The sequence below is a fragment of the Corynebacterium glyciniphilum AJ 3170 genome, assembly GCF_000626675.1.
In the GTDB taxonomy this organism is placed as follows: Bacteria; Actinomycetota; Actinomycetes; order Mycobacteriales; family Mycobacteriaceae; genus Corynebacterium; species Corynebacterium glyciniphilum.
This window is the reverse complement of the sequence record NZ_CP006843.1, coordinates 21643-35779: the sequence shown is the minus strand read 5'-3', so window position 1 is coordinate 35779 and position 14137 is coordinate 21643. Positions and strand designations below refer to the sequence as shown.

The window sequence follows — 14137 nt, the reverse complement described above, 5'->3', positions numbered from 1 at the left end:
CAACCCCAAAGATTCCCCAAAAACAACCCCCTACCAGCAAAAACACAGCACAATCTCCCCCGAAAACACGACCACAGATGGGATAATGAGAACCATGGCGACCGAGATGACCAAACCGATGCGCGCCCACACCGACAAGATCCTCGGAACCTTCGAGGACATTCTGCACACCGTAATCACCGTCGGGGTGGCCACCGCCGAGCGCGACCAGCTCACCGCGGAACTCGACGAGATCCGCGCCCAGCGCTCACAGATCCCCACGGCAACCGCCGCAGGGGCCGGCCGCTGGACTAAAGCCGCCGCCGCACGCACCAAGAAGCTGCGCAAGAAGCACGCCAAGACCCTCGCTGCCGCAGAAGCCCGCAAGCAGCAACGCGCCACCAGCCGCCGGGCTCGAACAACGACCGCGACAACAGCTGCCTGTACAGCGACGACCACCGACGACAACGCCGACCAGGCGTTGGATCTCCCCTACACCGACGAACACCTCGAGCTGCTGCGCCACACCACCGCACTACTACGCGACCGAAGCCAGTCCCTGCAGCGCTCCGCACGAGTCACCACGGGTGCCCTACACGCCGCGATCCGTCAGGAAATCCATCGCGTCAACCTCGACTACAGCACCCTGCCCCGCATGAGCCTGACCGCCACTGCCGCCTGCCACGACTACCACCAGGCCGCCGACGAACAGTGGAAAGAACACGGCGCCGAAGTGCTTATCCGACGCCCATGCCTCCGTTGAGCGAAGAACAAGCGCAGTCAGCTCAGCGCAATAGCGTTTCGACCTCACAGATGGTGGGGCCACGATAGCTAGCGGCCAAGGTGCTCGCTGCTTGCATGCATACAGGCAAGCACGCAGGCCTGCAGGGCGGGCGGGTGGCGAGCCCACGGCCCCACCGATGTTCCACGATTCGAGAGACATCGAGGACTACGCTCTCGCCTGCCCGCCGCCGAAAGCTAGCGGCGCCACGAACTGTTTGCCTGCAGATCTACATGCATGTACGCATGTCTACCTGTACGCTTGTCTGCATGTAAAATGGCGCGAGCGAACGGGATATTGAGTGCAGGCATGCATGCACGATCTGCGTCCTCCTGTTCTGATCACTGCAGTTCACGGCAGGCTGACGGAGTCGACATCCGACGGCGAGTGCATGCAGACACGCACGCATGAGTGAATGCATGCATGTAGGCCTGTACACGTACACGCATGTGTGCTACCATGTCTGTATGCGAATCGTAGCGAAAGCAAACAACAAGGGCGGCGTCGGAAAGACGCAGATCACCCTGGGGAACGCGAGCGCAGCCCGTGCTCGCGGACAGCGGGTCCTGGTCGTCGACGTCGACGGGCAAGGCAACTCCACCTCAGCACTGCTCCCCGAGGACTACGGCGACGTCGAGGGGGGAACAGCCGCGATTCTCGACGGGACATCAACCATCGCGCAGGAGGTCATCGCGTCTGCCTGGGAGGGGGTGGATCTGCTGCCGGCAACAGTGCACGTGACAAACTTTGAACGCGAGACGTCCCCAGGCGCCGAGTTCCGACTTCGACGCGCCCTGAGGGAACAGGTCGTCGTTGACACCTATGACTGGGTCTTCATCGACTGCCCGCCGGCCGTGGGCCGTGTGACGCTCGCGGCTCTCGTAGCCGCCGATGACGTCATCATCGTCACCGAGCCCTCCAAGGACGCCACCGACGGCGTTATCAACCTGCTGGAGACCATCGACGTTGTCCGGGAGTACTACTCGCCAGATCTGCACATCGCCGGGGTGGCCCTGAATAAGATGCAAGTTCAAGGCAAGGAGGTCACGTACCGTGCAGAAGAGCTACGCAAGGAGATGGGGGAGGACATGATGCTGGAGACGATTCCACTGCGCTCGATCATCGCGGACTCGCGTGGCGCGGGCATCCCCATCCACGACATGCCCGGCATCAGGGCCGCGACAGTCGCCAGCATCTTCGACGGATACCTCGACCACATCACGAATGGAGCAACGAACAATGACTGACATTCCCCGCAAACCAGCTCGCTCACGCCACCCGCTGATCCCCAACGCTGATCAGACCCCGAGCAACGAGATGAAGGAAGGTGAGACCACGGTGGGCGCTACCGCGGACATGGCCGTCGCAGGTGGGGCAGAGTCCACCGAGAAGGCCGACCCCTACGCGGACCCAATGTACGACACACTGGTGAACCTCCAGGTCCGAGTCCCGCTGAGAGTCAAGGTCCGGCTGGATGAACTCAAGAAGCGCGACGGCGGCTCCATTGCCGGACACGTCTCTACCGGCCTGTCCGAGTGGCTTTCCACGAAAGAACTGTAGGCATGCCTGCCTGTCTGGATGTATGCAATGAAAGGGAGGACTCATGAAGATCTCGCCAGTCACATACCTATTGTTACTGCTCAGCATGGCATCCTTCGCCACTGGAGGGTACATCGGCACGACCTGGTCAGTAGCTCTCGGCATGGCCGGAGGGTTTGCCCTAGGTGCCGTGGGGCTCCACCCTCTCGCGTGGCAGATCGAGCCAAAGTACCGGCACACGGTGCGTCGCCTGGTCCGAAATCGGCCGACCTCATGAGCACCTGGAGACGAGGTAACCGACATGCACGACGATCAACTCTCACCGGTGGGGGAGGGGCACACCTGGTTGCCCACCGCCCCCGCCACCACACACGGAACCCGTGACCTGATCGACACCGAACTCGTCGAGGTCTGGGACCAGGCCCGCGAAGCCGCACGCCACAACCGTGCGATCACCAAAGGGCGCGGCGAGTACAACGCCCTCCAGGGCCAGCTCTACCGCTGGACCGAAGACCGGATCGACCAGATCCACAACAGCATCGACCACTGACCTCAGCCATTCGCCGGCGCACCCCGCGACGCCTTCGGGATCACCCTCACCGACGTCGAGCTGCTGACCAAAGCCGGTCGGATACGACCAGAGATCAGTCGCAGCGCATTGACCGGCGATACCTCCAAAGGCGGGATGATCGGTTCGCTCATCTTCGCTGTCGGGGCGATCATCAGCCTCAACCTCTCCAGTGGCAGTGTCGCCGTCTTCGCCACCTTCACCGTGGCCGCGATCTTCACCGCGGTGGTGATGACCCGGATGAAGCGAGAAGAGATACGCGCCCTCACCGAGGACGGCCCCGCCATCGAGCTGCACAACGGCGACCAGGCCACCGGCCTCACCGTCGGGCACAGCTCCGCGATCGCTGAACTCATGGCCGACGTCCACGCCGCCGCGGCAGGCTGGGACGACCCGATCTGGGGCTTCTACACCGAGATCGCCGCGCTGTCCGACGAAGCTGGACGCAGCCTCTACAGTCGCGGACTCGACGACGCCAAAGCCGGCGTCTACAACCAGTCCATCGCCACGTTGGTCGGCAACCTGCGCAAGATGATCGACCGTCGCAACGCCAAAGCCGACGCCCGCCAACTCAGCGAGCGCGAGGCCGCCTACCGTGAGCTCACCGAACGCCCGGACAACGGCGAGGACGCCGAACTGCTGCAGACCCGCCTCAACGAAGTGATCCGCGGGGCCGAGAAGGCACGCCGCGACCTCACCGACTAGAACCAACACACCCACCGCACACGCCGCGGAGACAAGGAGCACCACCATGAAGTACATCGGCACCGTCGTCGACAACTACCAGCGCGCACCGAGACCCTTATCAGCATCGAAGGACTGGCCCGCCCGCAGCAGATCGCGGTGATCTGGTCGACCAACCGCAGCGCCGACGCCCTGCACGACCTGGTGCTGGGAACCCGGGTGATCTTCGCCGCCCACGAGGACACCCTCACCCAGCGCACCGACACCGATGAGACCACCGGCGCGACCTCCACCATCCTGGTGGCCGTCGGACACTTCTACGATGTCCTCGACGACACGCGTGACGCGGCAGTGATCTACGGGACCATTGAGCCGAGGCCTCTGGAGCTCGTCGGCACCGTTGTGGACGTCGAGCAGCGCGGGGGGAACTCCTCGGTCACGCTCACTATGCCTCGGCATGGGCAGAGTCAGCCGATTCAGACCCGGTGGCCTGCCAGCATCGCCGGCGCTGTCGAGGGCGTCGACGTCGGTGACGAGCTCCTGGTGATCGCCGAGGAGAGATCGCTGAGCTGGACCGTTGACATCGATGGTGCCGGGCGCCGTGCTGTCGTCCCGGCTGTCACCGGTATCAAAGCGTTGAAAGCGGTTAGCAAGGGTGACGTCGAGACTGCCACGGCCGCGGAAGGATAGTCGCGCTGACGGTGGGGGAGGGGTGTGAGGGGGAAGAAGGCTGCCGCGGCGGGCGCTTCGCTTGACCGCCTTGCCTCGAAGGGTGGGTTGCTACCGCCAACGCAGTTCTGTGAACCAGGAGGAGCTGACTACCGGTGAGGCCGGCGGACGCGCTGAAACCACACCCCTGAGCCATGAGCTCGATCGACAGGGTCTCAGATCTCGGGGCCGCGCGGTGTGCCAGGGTCGGGATCGCTCGGGGGAGGCAGGGGTCCGTCAGGGGCCTGCGGGGGTGACTGGGTACGCCCGGAGTCGAACGGGTTCACGTCGTAGGGGTCGCGGGCCTCGAACGGGTTGGTGGCGGCGAACGGATCACGTACCGCAGCCAGCCCCGAAGTCCCCGGCAAAGTGGAATCCTGAGCGACGTCCCTCTCGGATGCGATGTCCGCCGTCCACTGGTGATCGTCTGGCGACCACCGTCCCGTCGGGTGCTCGACGTCGGCGTGGTAGTGCTCCAGGGCTGGGTTGACCAGCACCTTGGCTTTCTCTAGCGCTCGGTCGATGGTGAGGTCGGCAGGCCACGGTCGCAGTGCACGAGCCTGTTCCCATTTGTCTGGGTTCCAGTCATCACCGGGAAGGTCGAGCTGGCGGGGGATCGCTTCGGAACCGTGCTTGTTCGCCTGGAAGTCCAGGGATCGCACCAGATCAGCCATGCTCACCGACTGGGTGTCACTGAGCATCGCCAGATCCGCCAGATCGTGATAGCGGTGCGTGTTGACCTGCTCGGTCACACCTTCGGCATTCGTCCTGGTGGTCATCTTGCTCACCCCGGCGACCTTCGCCGCGATGTGATCAGCACTGGATTGCACGAGGCCATTGGTATCGGTATCGGCGATGGTCCCGGTCGCCACCGTCGGAGAGATCGCCATGCGCTCTGGCGGGGTGCCGTTGTCGACGGAGTGCTCGATGTCCACCGAGAACCGTTCCACGGGTTTGCCGTCATAGCTCACCGTGATCTTCGCCTTCAGTCCCTCTGTGGCACGGATGTTGCGGGGGACCTTCACCGAGTAGTCGAAGGGGTCCTGTGGTGACTCACCCAGCGTCTCAATCGCTTCAGCCACCTCGTCGATGGCTATGGAGGTGATCGTGTCCAGATCACTGGTGCTGCGGGGAGAATCGATCCGCACCTCCAGGGCTGTGGCCCCGGCGAGCACCCATTTGTCCGGGTACTCCTCGGACAGCCGCGCGAACAGCCGATGTCGGAAGTACCGGTTCCGGGTGGTCTGCGGGGGCTCATCTGCCTGCCGTGCAGCATTGCGCAGCAGGTCGGTGAGCCGAGGAACGAAGTTGTCGTGGCCGTCAGCCATCTACACGGCTGTGGTCGTTGCAACGATCCCGGGGGCCAGACTGTCGATCAGTGTGTATCCATCGCGGTAGCCCCACGACAGTGCCCGCTGATACACCGCGGCGGCCAGCGCGTCCGCACTTGCCAGCCTGTTGTCGTAGGCATCACCGATCGCTTCGGCCAGCCAGGCCGGCTCAACGCCGGGATTGTCCGCCAGTCGGCGGATCGCACACAGCGCCGTCATCACCGGAATCCCGTACTCCCATGACCAGTCGGTATCGACGAAGAGTCCCGTGGTCACTGACGTGCCAGGCACCGTCGACACAGAGGCGAGGTGATCAGGGTCAACCAGTACCTGAATGTTCTCGGGAAGCAGCACACCGCAGTCGCGGATGCTCAGTGCGGTCGCGTCGGCGAGAATGAACCCCGGCGAGGTGCCGGGCTCAGGAAACGCGGTAGGGCTCAACGCCATGACCGTAGGCCAGTAGTCCTCGACCTGGAGCTCGGCATCGACGTTCACCGCCCGGTACACCGTGACATCACCGAGAACATCGTGGACCTGCAGATCGCCGGCGCAGACCGCAGCCCGGCATTCATCCTCGCCGAGCTGACTGTCGAGGACGAAACCGCGGGAGCGGTCGAGTAGTTCAGCGAGAGCCACGGGGTTGCTCCTTTCGCGAGGTCTTAAAAAAGCAGGCTTCCAACACGATGATTCTAGCAGATTGCTGCGCCACAAGGAAGTATGGAAATGGTGCATGTGCTGCAGAGATGCGCTATCTTTCGGGGTGCTAGTTGGCTGTCATCAGTGGTGTGGTGGTGGACTCTGGAGCACAGGAATCGTCCGGGGGGCTCGGCAATCAGGATGCCGACGACCATGGTGGTGAGAACATCGAGGTTCGGGTCCCGTTAGGTGCTCACCGTCGCTGCTGGGGTATCGCTGGTGCCGGGTGGTCCACTATTCTGGGCAGAAGTAAACCACAACCATGTTGTCAACCCCTTGGGGAAGAAGGGCGAGAGATCATGACTACGGCACAGCCGCCCGTGCAGGGTGCCTTGTTCGATGTCGAGACTGACCGCACCGATCCACTGATCGGATACCGCGGTCCGACGGTCTGCCAGATCGCTGGTATCACCTACCGCCAGTTGGACTACTGGACCCGCACCGGGCTGATCGAAGCCAGCGTCACCGCAGCCGCCGGGTCCGGAAGCCAGCGCCTCTATTCATTCCGCGACATCCTGCTGATCAAGATCATCAAGTCCCTGCTCGACGCGGGAATCTCCCTGCAGAACGTGCGCAAAGCACTGACCTACCTGGATGCCCGCAAGGTGGAGGATCTGGCAGGACTGACCCTGATGTCCGACGGCACCACCGTCTACGAGTGCCGGTCTGCCGAGGAGATCGTGGATCTCCTCGCCGGCGGTCAGGGCGTGTTCGGCCTGGCCGTTCCCGGCCTTCTCGCCGAGCTCACCGGCAGCATCACCGCATTCCCGTCCCAACGAGCTGATGCTCCAGCACCCGTGGATGAGTTGGCTGCGCGACGGGCAGCCAAAGCCACCGCCTGAATTGTCGGTAGTGAGCTGGTCAGAAGAACCAGCCGATGAAGTCGCCACTGATGATGTCGTTGAACAGCTGCTGGCCACCCGTGCGCTCTGCCGGGGTCTGCTCAAAGCCGGCGAAGGCGGCGATCTCGAAGGCGCGGTCGATAAACCACTGCTGGTAGGCCTGGTACGCGGCGATCGGGTTCATGGGTAGATCCTCTCGTGAGAAACGGAAACATCAGTGACCATGAGGGTCGGCTGTGATCGTAGCTGGTCGAAGGCTGTATGCGCAGGGGTATTGCCCTGGGCAGGTGGAAACCCACTTTCGGGACACATGACCTGTGTGGCGCTGGTATCTTGCTGTTCACAGCAGATGCCCGTCGCATAGGGCGACGCTGGTCACTGTCGATCATCTTCCGATACGAGAAAGCGTGTGATCCCCTCATGGCCTCCAGTCTTCCCAACCTCACCCCGGAACAACGCGCGACAGCGCTGCAGAAAGCCGCCGAGACCCGCGCGAAGCGCTCGGAGTTCACCGCCCGGTTGCGCACCGGGGAGACCACCGGTGCCGCAGGGCTGGATGAGGCCCTGGGCGATGAAGTGTTGGCGAAGACCCGGCTGACCAGTTTCCTGCGCGCGTTGCCGGGGTGGGGCAAAGTCAGTGTCGACAACTTCCTGGAGGCCAGTGGTATCGCCGACAACCGGCGACTGGGCGGATTGGGTACCCGCCAGCTCGACGAGGTGCGCCGAGAGGTGGCCGGATAAAGCATCGAGGTGCAGGGGGTGTGCCGTTTAGGCTGCCGGCGGTTCCGGGGAGGTAGCCACCGATCACGGCCATGATGGTCTCTCAGGGCGTTCCCTCATTTAGACCCCCGGCCAGGGAGCGCTAGATCAGATGTCACCGAGCTGTGTCGAAGAACTGTGCCCAGAGTTCTGCTGAACAAAACCAGCCGCCATGGGGTCGTAGCCCTCCGGGAACTTGGTGTCCTGGTCATAGCGCGGTTCCCCAGGGTAGCGGGGGTCCAGCTGAGCTGGCGGCCCCTGGTGCTGGCCAGCCAATATCTCTCCGCCGAGGTCCGCTCCACGAAAGTCCGCGCCTCCGAGCTCTGCTCCCTGCAGGTCCGTGTCGTTGAGGGTGGCTTCTCGCAGGTCCGCGGCGCAGAGGCTGGCTCCCTGCAGGTTCGCGTCGTTGAGGGTGGCTTTCCGCAGGTTCGCGGTGTTGAGGGTGGCTTTCTGCAGGTTCGCGTGGTTAAGACCGGCCCCCTGCAGGTCTGCTCCGGGGAGGGTGGCTTCTTGCAAGTCCGCGGCGTAGAGGTCAGCCCCCTGCAGGTCCGTGTCGGGGAGGTAGGTTTTCTGGAGGTCCGCGGCGTAGAGGCCAGCCCCCTGCAGGTTCGCGGCGTAGAGGTTGGCTTTCTGTAGGTTCGCGGTGTTGAGGGTGGCTTCCTGTAGGTTCGCGGTGTTGAGGGTGGCTTCCTGTAGGTTCGCGCTGTTGAGGGTGGCTTCCCGTAGGTTTGCTCCGAGGAGTGTGGCTTCCCGCAGGTTCGCGGCGTAGAGGTTGGCGTTCTGCAAGTCAGCATGGGAGAGGTCCGCGCCTGTCAAGAATGCTTTGGATAGCTGGGCATCCCGGAGATAGGCGTGACTGAGGTTGAGATATGCCCAACTGTCGTTCGGGATCTCATGCGTATCGTCTGGTGCGGGAAGGTGCGCGGCGAGGATCTGGGATCGTGCTTCCTGAACCATTGTGCGGCGTTGCTCGTCCCGGTCGGTCTGCTGCTCTTGGCTGCCGGCGCTTGCTGCGGATTGCTGTACTGATGTGTCAGGACGCAGCGTGTGCTTGAACATCAAGTCGATGATCTCCTGGCGTCGCAGCTCGATCATGTTGGACACCGCGGCACGTTCTGCTTGGGCGTCCTCGGGGATGTCGCGCAGCATTTCCTGTCCGATGCTCCACCAATCATCGACTAGCCCGCCAAGTTCCACCAGGCCAGCGACCTGCATATAGCCTTGGCCTGTTCCGAGGTGAGTCACTGCCTGGGCCAGGCGATCGCCCATCTTTTCCTGGCGTTTTCCGCGTTCTTGATCACGGTGTCGGCGTTGCTCTTCGGTCGACCTGCTGCGTTCCAGTGCATTTTGCTGATCAAGGCGGTCACGCTCCAGCTTTGCTTGCTCGTCCAGCCTTCTCGTCTCTTGGGAGATCTGTGTCTTTCGGTCGATGACCCACCGGTAGTGCAACAGCCAGGCCAACGCGAGTGCACCAATCGCGGTCAACGCCCCTCTGCTGATCATCTCAACGTAGCTGGAGGCATCGGTCACCCACCCAACGGACACCAGGAGCCAGCCACACACCATGACTGCTGCGATTACGGCGGCAAGCATGAACAGAGGCTGTTTCCAGGTGCTGGGCCTCTGCTCATCTGGATCCGAGGGGCGTTGTTCCGTCATGTATCTAGCGTATCCGGGGCTGCGCCACTGGCACTACGCGCTTTGTGCGGCACGGTCTTGCAGTCCTGGGCTCGGGATGCGTTCTGCTGCGGGTTTCTTGCTGCTGAGTAGTTGGGCGACTCGTTGGTGGCTGATTCCCAGCACTGCGCCGATATCCCGGTAGCTCTGCCCGGAGGATTTGAGCTGCAGGACAGCATCGGCCACGGTGTCCATGGCGTGCTGCTGTGCTAGTTCGGCCTGCTGTTTGGCAGAGTTGATCGTGGTGAGAGCCGATGCGATCTCATCGGGCCACGCGATGGTCAGATCACTGGCGCTGGGGGTTGATCCGGTCATGATGGCGATGAGGTCCAGGGCAGTGGCCTCGACGTCTCGCAGGTGCGCGGCGTAGGTCACGCGGTCGAGTCCGGGGATGTCGATCATCCATCCGGAGCCGTCGGCGCTGACGTGGGCGGTGTAGTCGCCAGTCTGGTTGGTTGTGTGGTTGGTGGTCGGGGAGGTCACTGTTTCCACCATCTCTTTCCTAGGTACTCTTCGGTTTCCTTGTAGATCGCTTCGGTGGTGCGCTCGGGGATCTCGTTGTGTCGGGGGATGGGGACAGGGCGACCGGTGCCGAGATGAACGATGGTGTGTCTGTCACCTTCGGATTCCCGGTAGCTGACTCCGGTCTTCTTTGCCTGGCGTCGGATGTCCCGGAGGAGCTTCTGTCGCTTGGTCATGATGCTAGTCTACCTGACATAGACTGTCAAAGTCTAGTTAAGATAGACACAACGAGGGGGCCGTCAGTGACGCGGACGCTCGTGTCAACCGAGGTGTACTGACCTGACACTTTTCCTGGGCACCGTTCTTCCTGTAAAATGAGGTACTAAATTCCCTATTTTGACAGTAGTGTCGCCAGCCCTAGGAGAGTCTTGACAGATCGTGAGCGAATCCCGCCTCGGGTCGGCGGTGGCCGGGTGTATGGCTATGCCCGGGTATCGTCAGCGGATCAGAATCTTGAGCGTCAACGAGAAGTACTCCACGATGTTGATCTTCTCGTCGAGGAGAAAGCCTCAGGTGCGGGGTCCCGGCATCAGCGCGCGGAGCTGTCCACGTTGCTGCGGTATATCTACCCGGGCGACACACTACGGGTGAAGTCGATTGATCGGCTTGCGCGCACAACGGTGGAACTGTTGGCCATCGTTGATGAGCTTGCCGATCGTGGTGTGAAGGTCGAGTTCATCGATACCCCGCAGCTGAATGTGACCAGCAAGGAGGGCAGGGCGATGCTGACCATCTTTGCTGCTTTCGCGCAGTTAGAGCGCGAGGGCATTAAAGAACGTCAGCGTGAGGGAATTGAGGTCGCGAAGAAGGCCGGGAAGTACCGTAAGCAGGCGCGGTTGACGATCGGTGATGTCGCCCGGGCCCGTCAGCTCGTAGCCACTGGTGTGCCTAAAGCCAGGATCGCTAGGGAGCTGGGCGTGTCGCGGCCTACCCTCTACGATGCGCTGGCTGGACGCGGGGTGTACGCCGACGGGGGAAGTAGAAACACTGACGATAGTGAGATCGCACTGGAGTGAGGGCTCACTCGATAACACGGAAGCCGTCGGGGTGGAACAGACGTAGCGGTCCTGGCGGCGAGCATGAATGCGGTCATCGCGGCGGCTAACAGGGTGATGTGAGACTGCTATCCGGTTGCGGTCCGCCGGTGCGCCAGCACCTGCAGGTCCACACCCCTCAACCGGGCGAACTCCGCGGTCTCCCCGGTGACCAGCACGTCGGTTGCTGACAGAGAGGCGACGTCCGCCGCCCCGAGCAGTGTCATCAGGGTGCGCACCTGAACCGTCCAGGCCATCAGCTCGTCCTCCAGTGCCTCTGGCCCGTCGGTCATGAGGACATGGAGGAAGTGCCCGCTGACGCCCACGGCGCGGGCACCGAGTGCCAGGGCGCGCACCACATCGAGCGGGGTACGCACGCCTCCGGACGCCAGCACATCCACTTCAAGCGCTCCGGCGTCACCATGCACTGTGTCCAGCAGGCACTCGGGTGTGGTCTGACCCCACCCCGACAGGTAGGTGTACTCCTGGCGCGAGCGACGGTGGTTCTCGATGTCGATGAAGTTGGTGCCGCCGCGCCCGCTGACGTCCACGGTGGTCACCCCCCGCTCCACAAGCTCCGCGATGCTCTCGCTGCTGAGTCCGAAGCCGACCTCCTTGACGACCACCGGAACGTCCACCCCGGAGACGATCTCGGCGATCCGGTCGAGCCAGGGACGGAAGTCCCGGTCTCCCTCCGGCATCACCAGTTCCTGCGCCGGGTTGACGTGGATCTGCAGCGCATTGGCGTCCAACAGCTCCACCGCACGCCGCGCCTGCTCCACCGAGGCTTCCGGACTGACATTGGCGAAAATGAATGCCTCGGGCGCACTGTCGCGCACAATGCGGAACGTCGGCTCGAGTGAGAGGTCGCGTAGGGCAGCACTGACGGAACCACTTGCCATGGCCACTCCGGTGGCTGCGGCGGCGCGGGCGAGGTTGGCGTTGATCTGTCCGGTCTTCTCGCTGCCGCCGGTCATGGCGTTGATGTAGAACGGCACCTCCCAGCGCTCGCCGGTCACGGTGGTGGAGATGTCGACGGCGTCACGGGCAAGGCCGTTGAACGAATGGTGCATGAAACGCAGGTCGTGAAAACCGCCGGGGGGGTACGGTACGCGCCCCTCGGTGGTGAGTTCTTCGGCCAGCTGGACGTGGTCGTCCTTGCGGTTGGTGCTCATGAAACGCTCCAAACAATAGGAAATAACAGCATGCAAATCTAACGGGAAACGCATGCCGAAAGACGCCAAAGTGAAAAGCACCAAAAAGCTCCAAAGCAGACTAGTAAAAACACAAACCATAGAGGATGAACAACGACTAGAGAAGGTATAAGCAGTGGGGCTAGTACCTGCGCACCTGACTCAGAAGAAGTTCTTGCAGTGGATGCAGATCCATACAGGTGCCGGGGCGTGAGGTGATAGAATATCTTAAAGTCGATATTTGAACTAGCGATCTCAACGAAAGAAACAATGACTACAATGATGGCAATCAATCCTAGTCCAGCCTTAGTGAACGAGAAGGCGGAAAACATAAGACATGCGACAAGTAAGAGGATACCGGAGAAAACAGAGACGACAGGCAAAGCACGTGACCTATCAACGACATGAGAAAACTTTACCTGGAACAATACCACCAGCGCCATATTTATAGCGAAAAAAATACCTATGCTACGATGATCAATCCACGAACTGCGTAATATGATAAAAGGGACGCCGAAAGATAGAAGTCCGCTGCCCAGAAAAAACGGGAAAAAACAAAATATATAAAACCAAAACCTGTGTCCTAAACGATGGTATAAGGTAGATTTCGACGTACCTACGATATTTCCTTCAGAGGGATGCTTCTCCTGTACCACATTCAGGAGTGCCAGACACGCCAGTCCAGCAACAATTAGTGCACAACCGACGATGAAGTAGATCCACGATGGGCTAATTCCGAACAGTCGAAATACTGACCAAGAGGAAGCTCCTAGCGCCATTGCTATGTTTATGATGACCCGAATCCTGGACCTAACGACTACGATATCAGAAATCTGCATAGCGCTGACTACCGAAATAGCTGCCGACTGGGAAACTGGAATCAAAGCCATAAACGAGACCCAGACCAGTACTTGCACATTTCCTGTAATGAATATCAAGGATACTGCCAATGTTCCTTGCACAAGAAGTATTGACGACCAGCCGCGGGAACTAGTTCCTTCAGGTAGAATCCTACCAAAAACTAATGTAGAGAATATCGCGAGCACGGCAGCTGCGGAAACAAAAAGTCCAGCAGAGGTCGGCGATGAGCCTAGCTCATTGACGACGAAGACTACCTCATTGGCCACTGCGGTACCAGCAGCGAAGTAGTTAATAAATGATATAGAGTAAAGCTTGAGTATCGCAGAAGACGCTTCAGGCAGCAGGTGTGATACTTTATGCATACAGCATATTCTCTATGTGATCTGCCAATTCCTCCGGACCTCGGTCTGTCTTTATTGAGGAGGTCGCAATGGAAGGCGGAAAAGACAGTAGTTTATTTCCGACTTTCTTTTGGAAGTCGATAAAAGCGGCGCGTACGTCATATTTGTCGCCGCCGCCATATTCAAATGGCGTTGCGGATCCACCTTTTCGTCCCCAAGCCACTTCCGGTTCGGTTTCCAGTACGATGACTTTATCAGGCGATGGGAGCGACTCGAAGAAGGAGAGAAGATATTGCGATGAACCCGGATTGATGACACACTCTTTAGCAGCATATTTGTACCAGTATGAGTCGCAGAGTATATCTGTACCTTCTGTAAGCGCTGGTTTTATGTGTCGCTCGAAAGTCAGTGAAACTAACAGTGACAAGAATGTACTTCGCTCGAGTGGAGGCATATCCTGAAAAAACTCACGTGGCTTCATGTCAATCAACGGTTTGGTATATTCAGCGCTTGATAGCGCGAATTCCGGAGTGACAGTACACGTCTTCATTCCTCGTTTGGACAGTACTTCTATGACACTTGATTTCCCGGCTCCGTCAATACCGGTAAGTACGTAAAACAC

At 60.8% G+C, this 14137-nt stretch carries 18 protein-coding genes; 9 read left to right on the top strand and 9 right to left on the bottom strand.

Going from position 1 to position 14137, the window contains the following annotated elements:
• The first annotated feature begins 94 nt into the window (after positions 1 to 94).
• The 6 genes from CGLY_RS16455 to CGLY_RS16425 all read left to right on the top strand — a co-directional run bounded on the left by CGLY_RS16455 (position 95) and on the right by CGLY_RS16425 (position 4241).
• Complete coding sequence (locus tag CGLY_RS16455) at positions 95 to 742, top strand: hypothetical protein (RefSeq protein ID WP_041628665.1); 648 nt, start codon at positions 95 to 97, stop codon at positions 740 to 742.
• Between the two features lie 485 nt (positions 743 to 1227).
• Complete coding sequence (locus CGLY_RS16450) at positions 1228 to 2007, top strand: ParA family protein (RefSeq protein ID WP_075813574.1); 780 nt, start codon at positions 1228 to 1230, stop codon at positions 2005 to 2007.
• Positions 2000 to 2320, top strand: coding sequence for a hypothetical protein (locus CGLY_RS16445; protein ID WP_041628664.1), 321 nt, complete (start codon positions 2000 to 2002; stop codon positions 2318 to 2320). Before CGLY_RS16450 ends, CGLY_RS16445 begins: the two co-directional genes overlap by 8 nt.
• Before the next feature lie 280 nt (positions 2321 to 2600).
• Positions 2601 to 2849, top strand: coding sequence for a hypothetical protein (locus CGLY_RS16435; protein WP_041628662.1), 249 nt, complete (start codon positions 2601 to 2603; stop codon positions 2847 to 2849).
• 135 nt (positions 2850 to 2984) lie between these two features.
• Positions 2985 to 3572 (top strand): hypothetical protein, encoded by a 588-nt coding sequence (locus tag CGLY_RS16430; protein ID WP_041628661.1) that lies wholly within the window; start codon positions 2985 to 2987, stop codon positions 3570 to 3572.
• Between the two features lie 138 nt (positions 3573 to 3710).
• Entirely contained in the window at positions 3711 to 4241 is a 531-nt protein-coding gene (locus CGLY_RS16425) for a hypothetical protein (RefSeq protein WP_041628660.1), read from the top strand.
• A 194-nt stretch (positions 4242 to 4435) separates the two neighbouring features.
• On the opposite strand, the gene CGLY_RS16420 is transcribed toward CGLY_RS16425, so the two are convergent.
• Both CGLY_RS16420 and CGLY_RS16415 read right to left on the bottom strand, forming a co-directional pair.
• Positions 4436 to 5587 carry a nucleotidyl transferase AbiEii/AbiGii toxin family protein gene (locus CGLY_RS16420; RefSeq protein WP_041628659.1) on the bottom strand — a complete coding sequence of 384 codons (1152 nt, stop codon included), beginning with the start codon at positions 5585 to 5587 and terminating at the stop codon, positions 4436 to 4438.
• Positions 5588 to 6226 (bottom strand): hypothetical protein, encoded by a 639-nt coding sequence (locus CGLY_RS16415; RefSeq protein ID WP_041628658.1) that lies wholly within the window; start codon positions 6224 to 6226, stop codon positions 5588 to 5590.
• 359 nt (positions 6227 to 6585) lie between these two features.
• Between CGLY_RS16415 and CGLY_RS16410 the strand changes: the two genes are divergently transcribed.
• Positions 6586 to 7128 (top strand): MerR family transcriptional regulator, encoded by a 543-nt coding sequence (locus CGLY_RS16410; protein WP_041628657.1) that lies wholly within the window; start codon positions 6586 to 6588, stop codon positions 7126 to 7128.
• 19 nt (positions 7129 to 7147) lie between these two features.
• On the opposite strand, the gene CGLY_RS17650 is transcribed toward CGLY_RS16410, so the two are convergent.
• Positions 7148 to 7312 (bottom strand): hypothetical protein, encoded by a 165-nt coding sequence (locus tag CGLY_RS17650; RefSeq protein WP_158407420.1) that lies wholly within the window; start codon positions 7310 to 7312, stop codon positions 7148 to 7150.
• Positions 7313 to 7548: 236 nt separating this feature from the next.
• Here CGLY_RS17650 and mihF point away from each other — a divergent pair, with 236 nt between their 5' ends.
• Positions 7549 to 7869, top strand: a complete 321-nt coding sequence (gene mihF / locus CGLY_RS16405) for an integration host factor, actinobacterial type (RefSeq protein ID WP_041628687.1) — start codon at positions 7549 to 7551, stop codon at positions 7867 to 7869.
• 126 nt (positions 7870 to 7995) lie between these two features.
• Here mihF and CGLY_RS17000 read toward each other — a convergent pair whose 3' ends face one another.
• From CGLY_RS17000 to CGLY_RS16390, 3 genes are all read right to left on the bottom strand, one after another.
• Positions 7996 to 9480 carry a pentapeptide repeat-containing protein gene (locus tag CGLY_RS17000; RefSeq protein WP_158407419.1) on the bottom strand — a complete coding sequence of 495 codons (1485 nt, stop codon included), beginning with the start codon at positions 9478 to 9480 and terminating at the stop codon, positions 7996 to 7998.
• A gap of 99 nt (positions 9481 to 9579) precedes the next feature.
• Positions 9580 to 10059 carry a hypothetical protein gene (locus CGLY_RS16395; RefSeq protein WP_041628656.1) on the bottom strand — a complete coding sequence of 160 codons (480 nt, stop codon included), beginning with the start codon at positions 10057 to 10059 and terminating at the stop codon, positions 9580 to 9582.
• The gene (locus CGLY_RS16390; protein WP_041628655.1) at positions 10044 to 10262 is read right to left on the bottom strand and encodes a hypothetical protein; all 219 of its coding nucleotides are present in this window, start codon (positions 10260 to 10262) and stop codon (positions 10044 to 10046) included. The genes CGLY_RS16395 and CGLY_RS16390 overlap by 16 nt, the downstream gene beginning before the upstream one ends.
• A 192-nt stretch (positions 10263 to 10454) precedes the next feature.
• Between CGLY_RS16390 and CGLY_RS16385 the strand changes: the two genes are divergently transcribed.
• Complete coding sequence (locus tag CGLY_RS16385) at positions 10455 to 11102, top strand: recombinase family protein (protein ID WP_227590469.1); 648 nt, start codon at positions 10455 to 10457, stop codon at positions 11100 to 11102.
• Positions 11103 to 11209: 107 nt separating this feature from the next.
• Here CGLY_RS16385 and fni read toward each other — a convergent pair whose 3' ends face one another.
• The 3 genes from fni to CGLY_RS17325 are packed head-to-tail and all read right to left on the bottom strand — an operon-like array spanning position 11210 to position 14137.
• Positions 11210 to 12295 carry a type 2 isopentenyl-diphosphate Delta-isomerase gene (gene fni / locus CGLY_RS16380; protein ID WP_041628654.1) on the bottom strand — a complete coding sequence of 362 codons (1086 nt, stop codon included), beginning with the start codon at positions 12293 to 12295 and terminating at the stop codon, positions 11210 to 11212.
• A gap of 38 nt (positions 12296 to 12333) precedes the next feature.
• A complete protein-coding gene (locus tag CGLY_RS17485; protein WP_144313767.1) occupies positions 12334 to 13536 on the bottom strand; it encodes an MFS transporter in 1203 nt (400 codons plus the stop codon).
• Entirely contained in the window at positions 13529 to 14137 is a 609-nt protein-coding gene (locus CGLY_RS17325; protein ID WP_158407418.1) for a nucleoside/nucleotide kinase family protein, read from the bottom strand. Before CGLY_RS17325 ends, CGLY_RS17485 begins: the two co-directional genes overlap by 8 nt.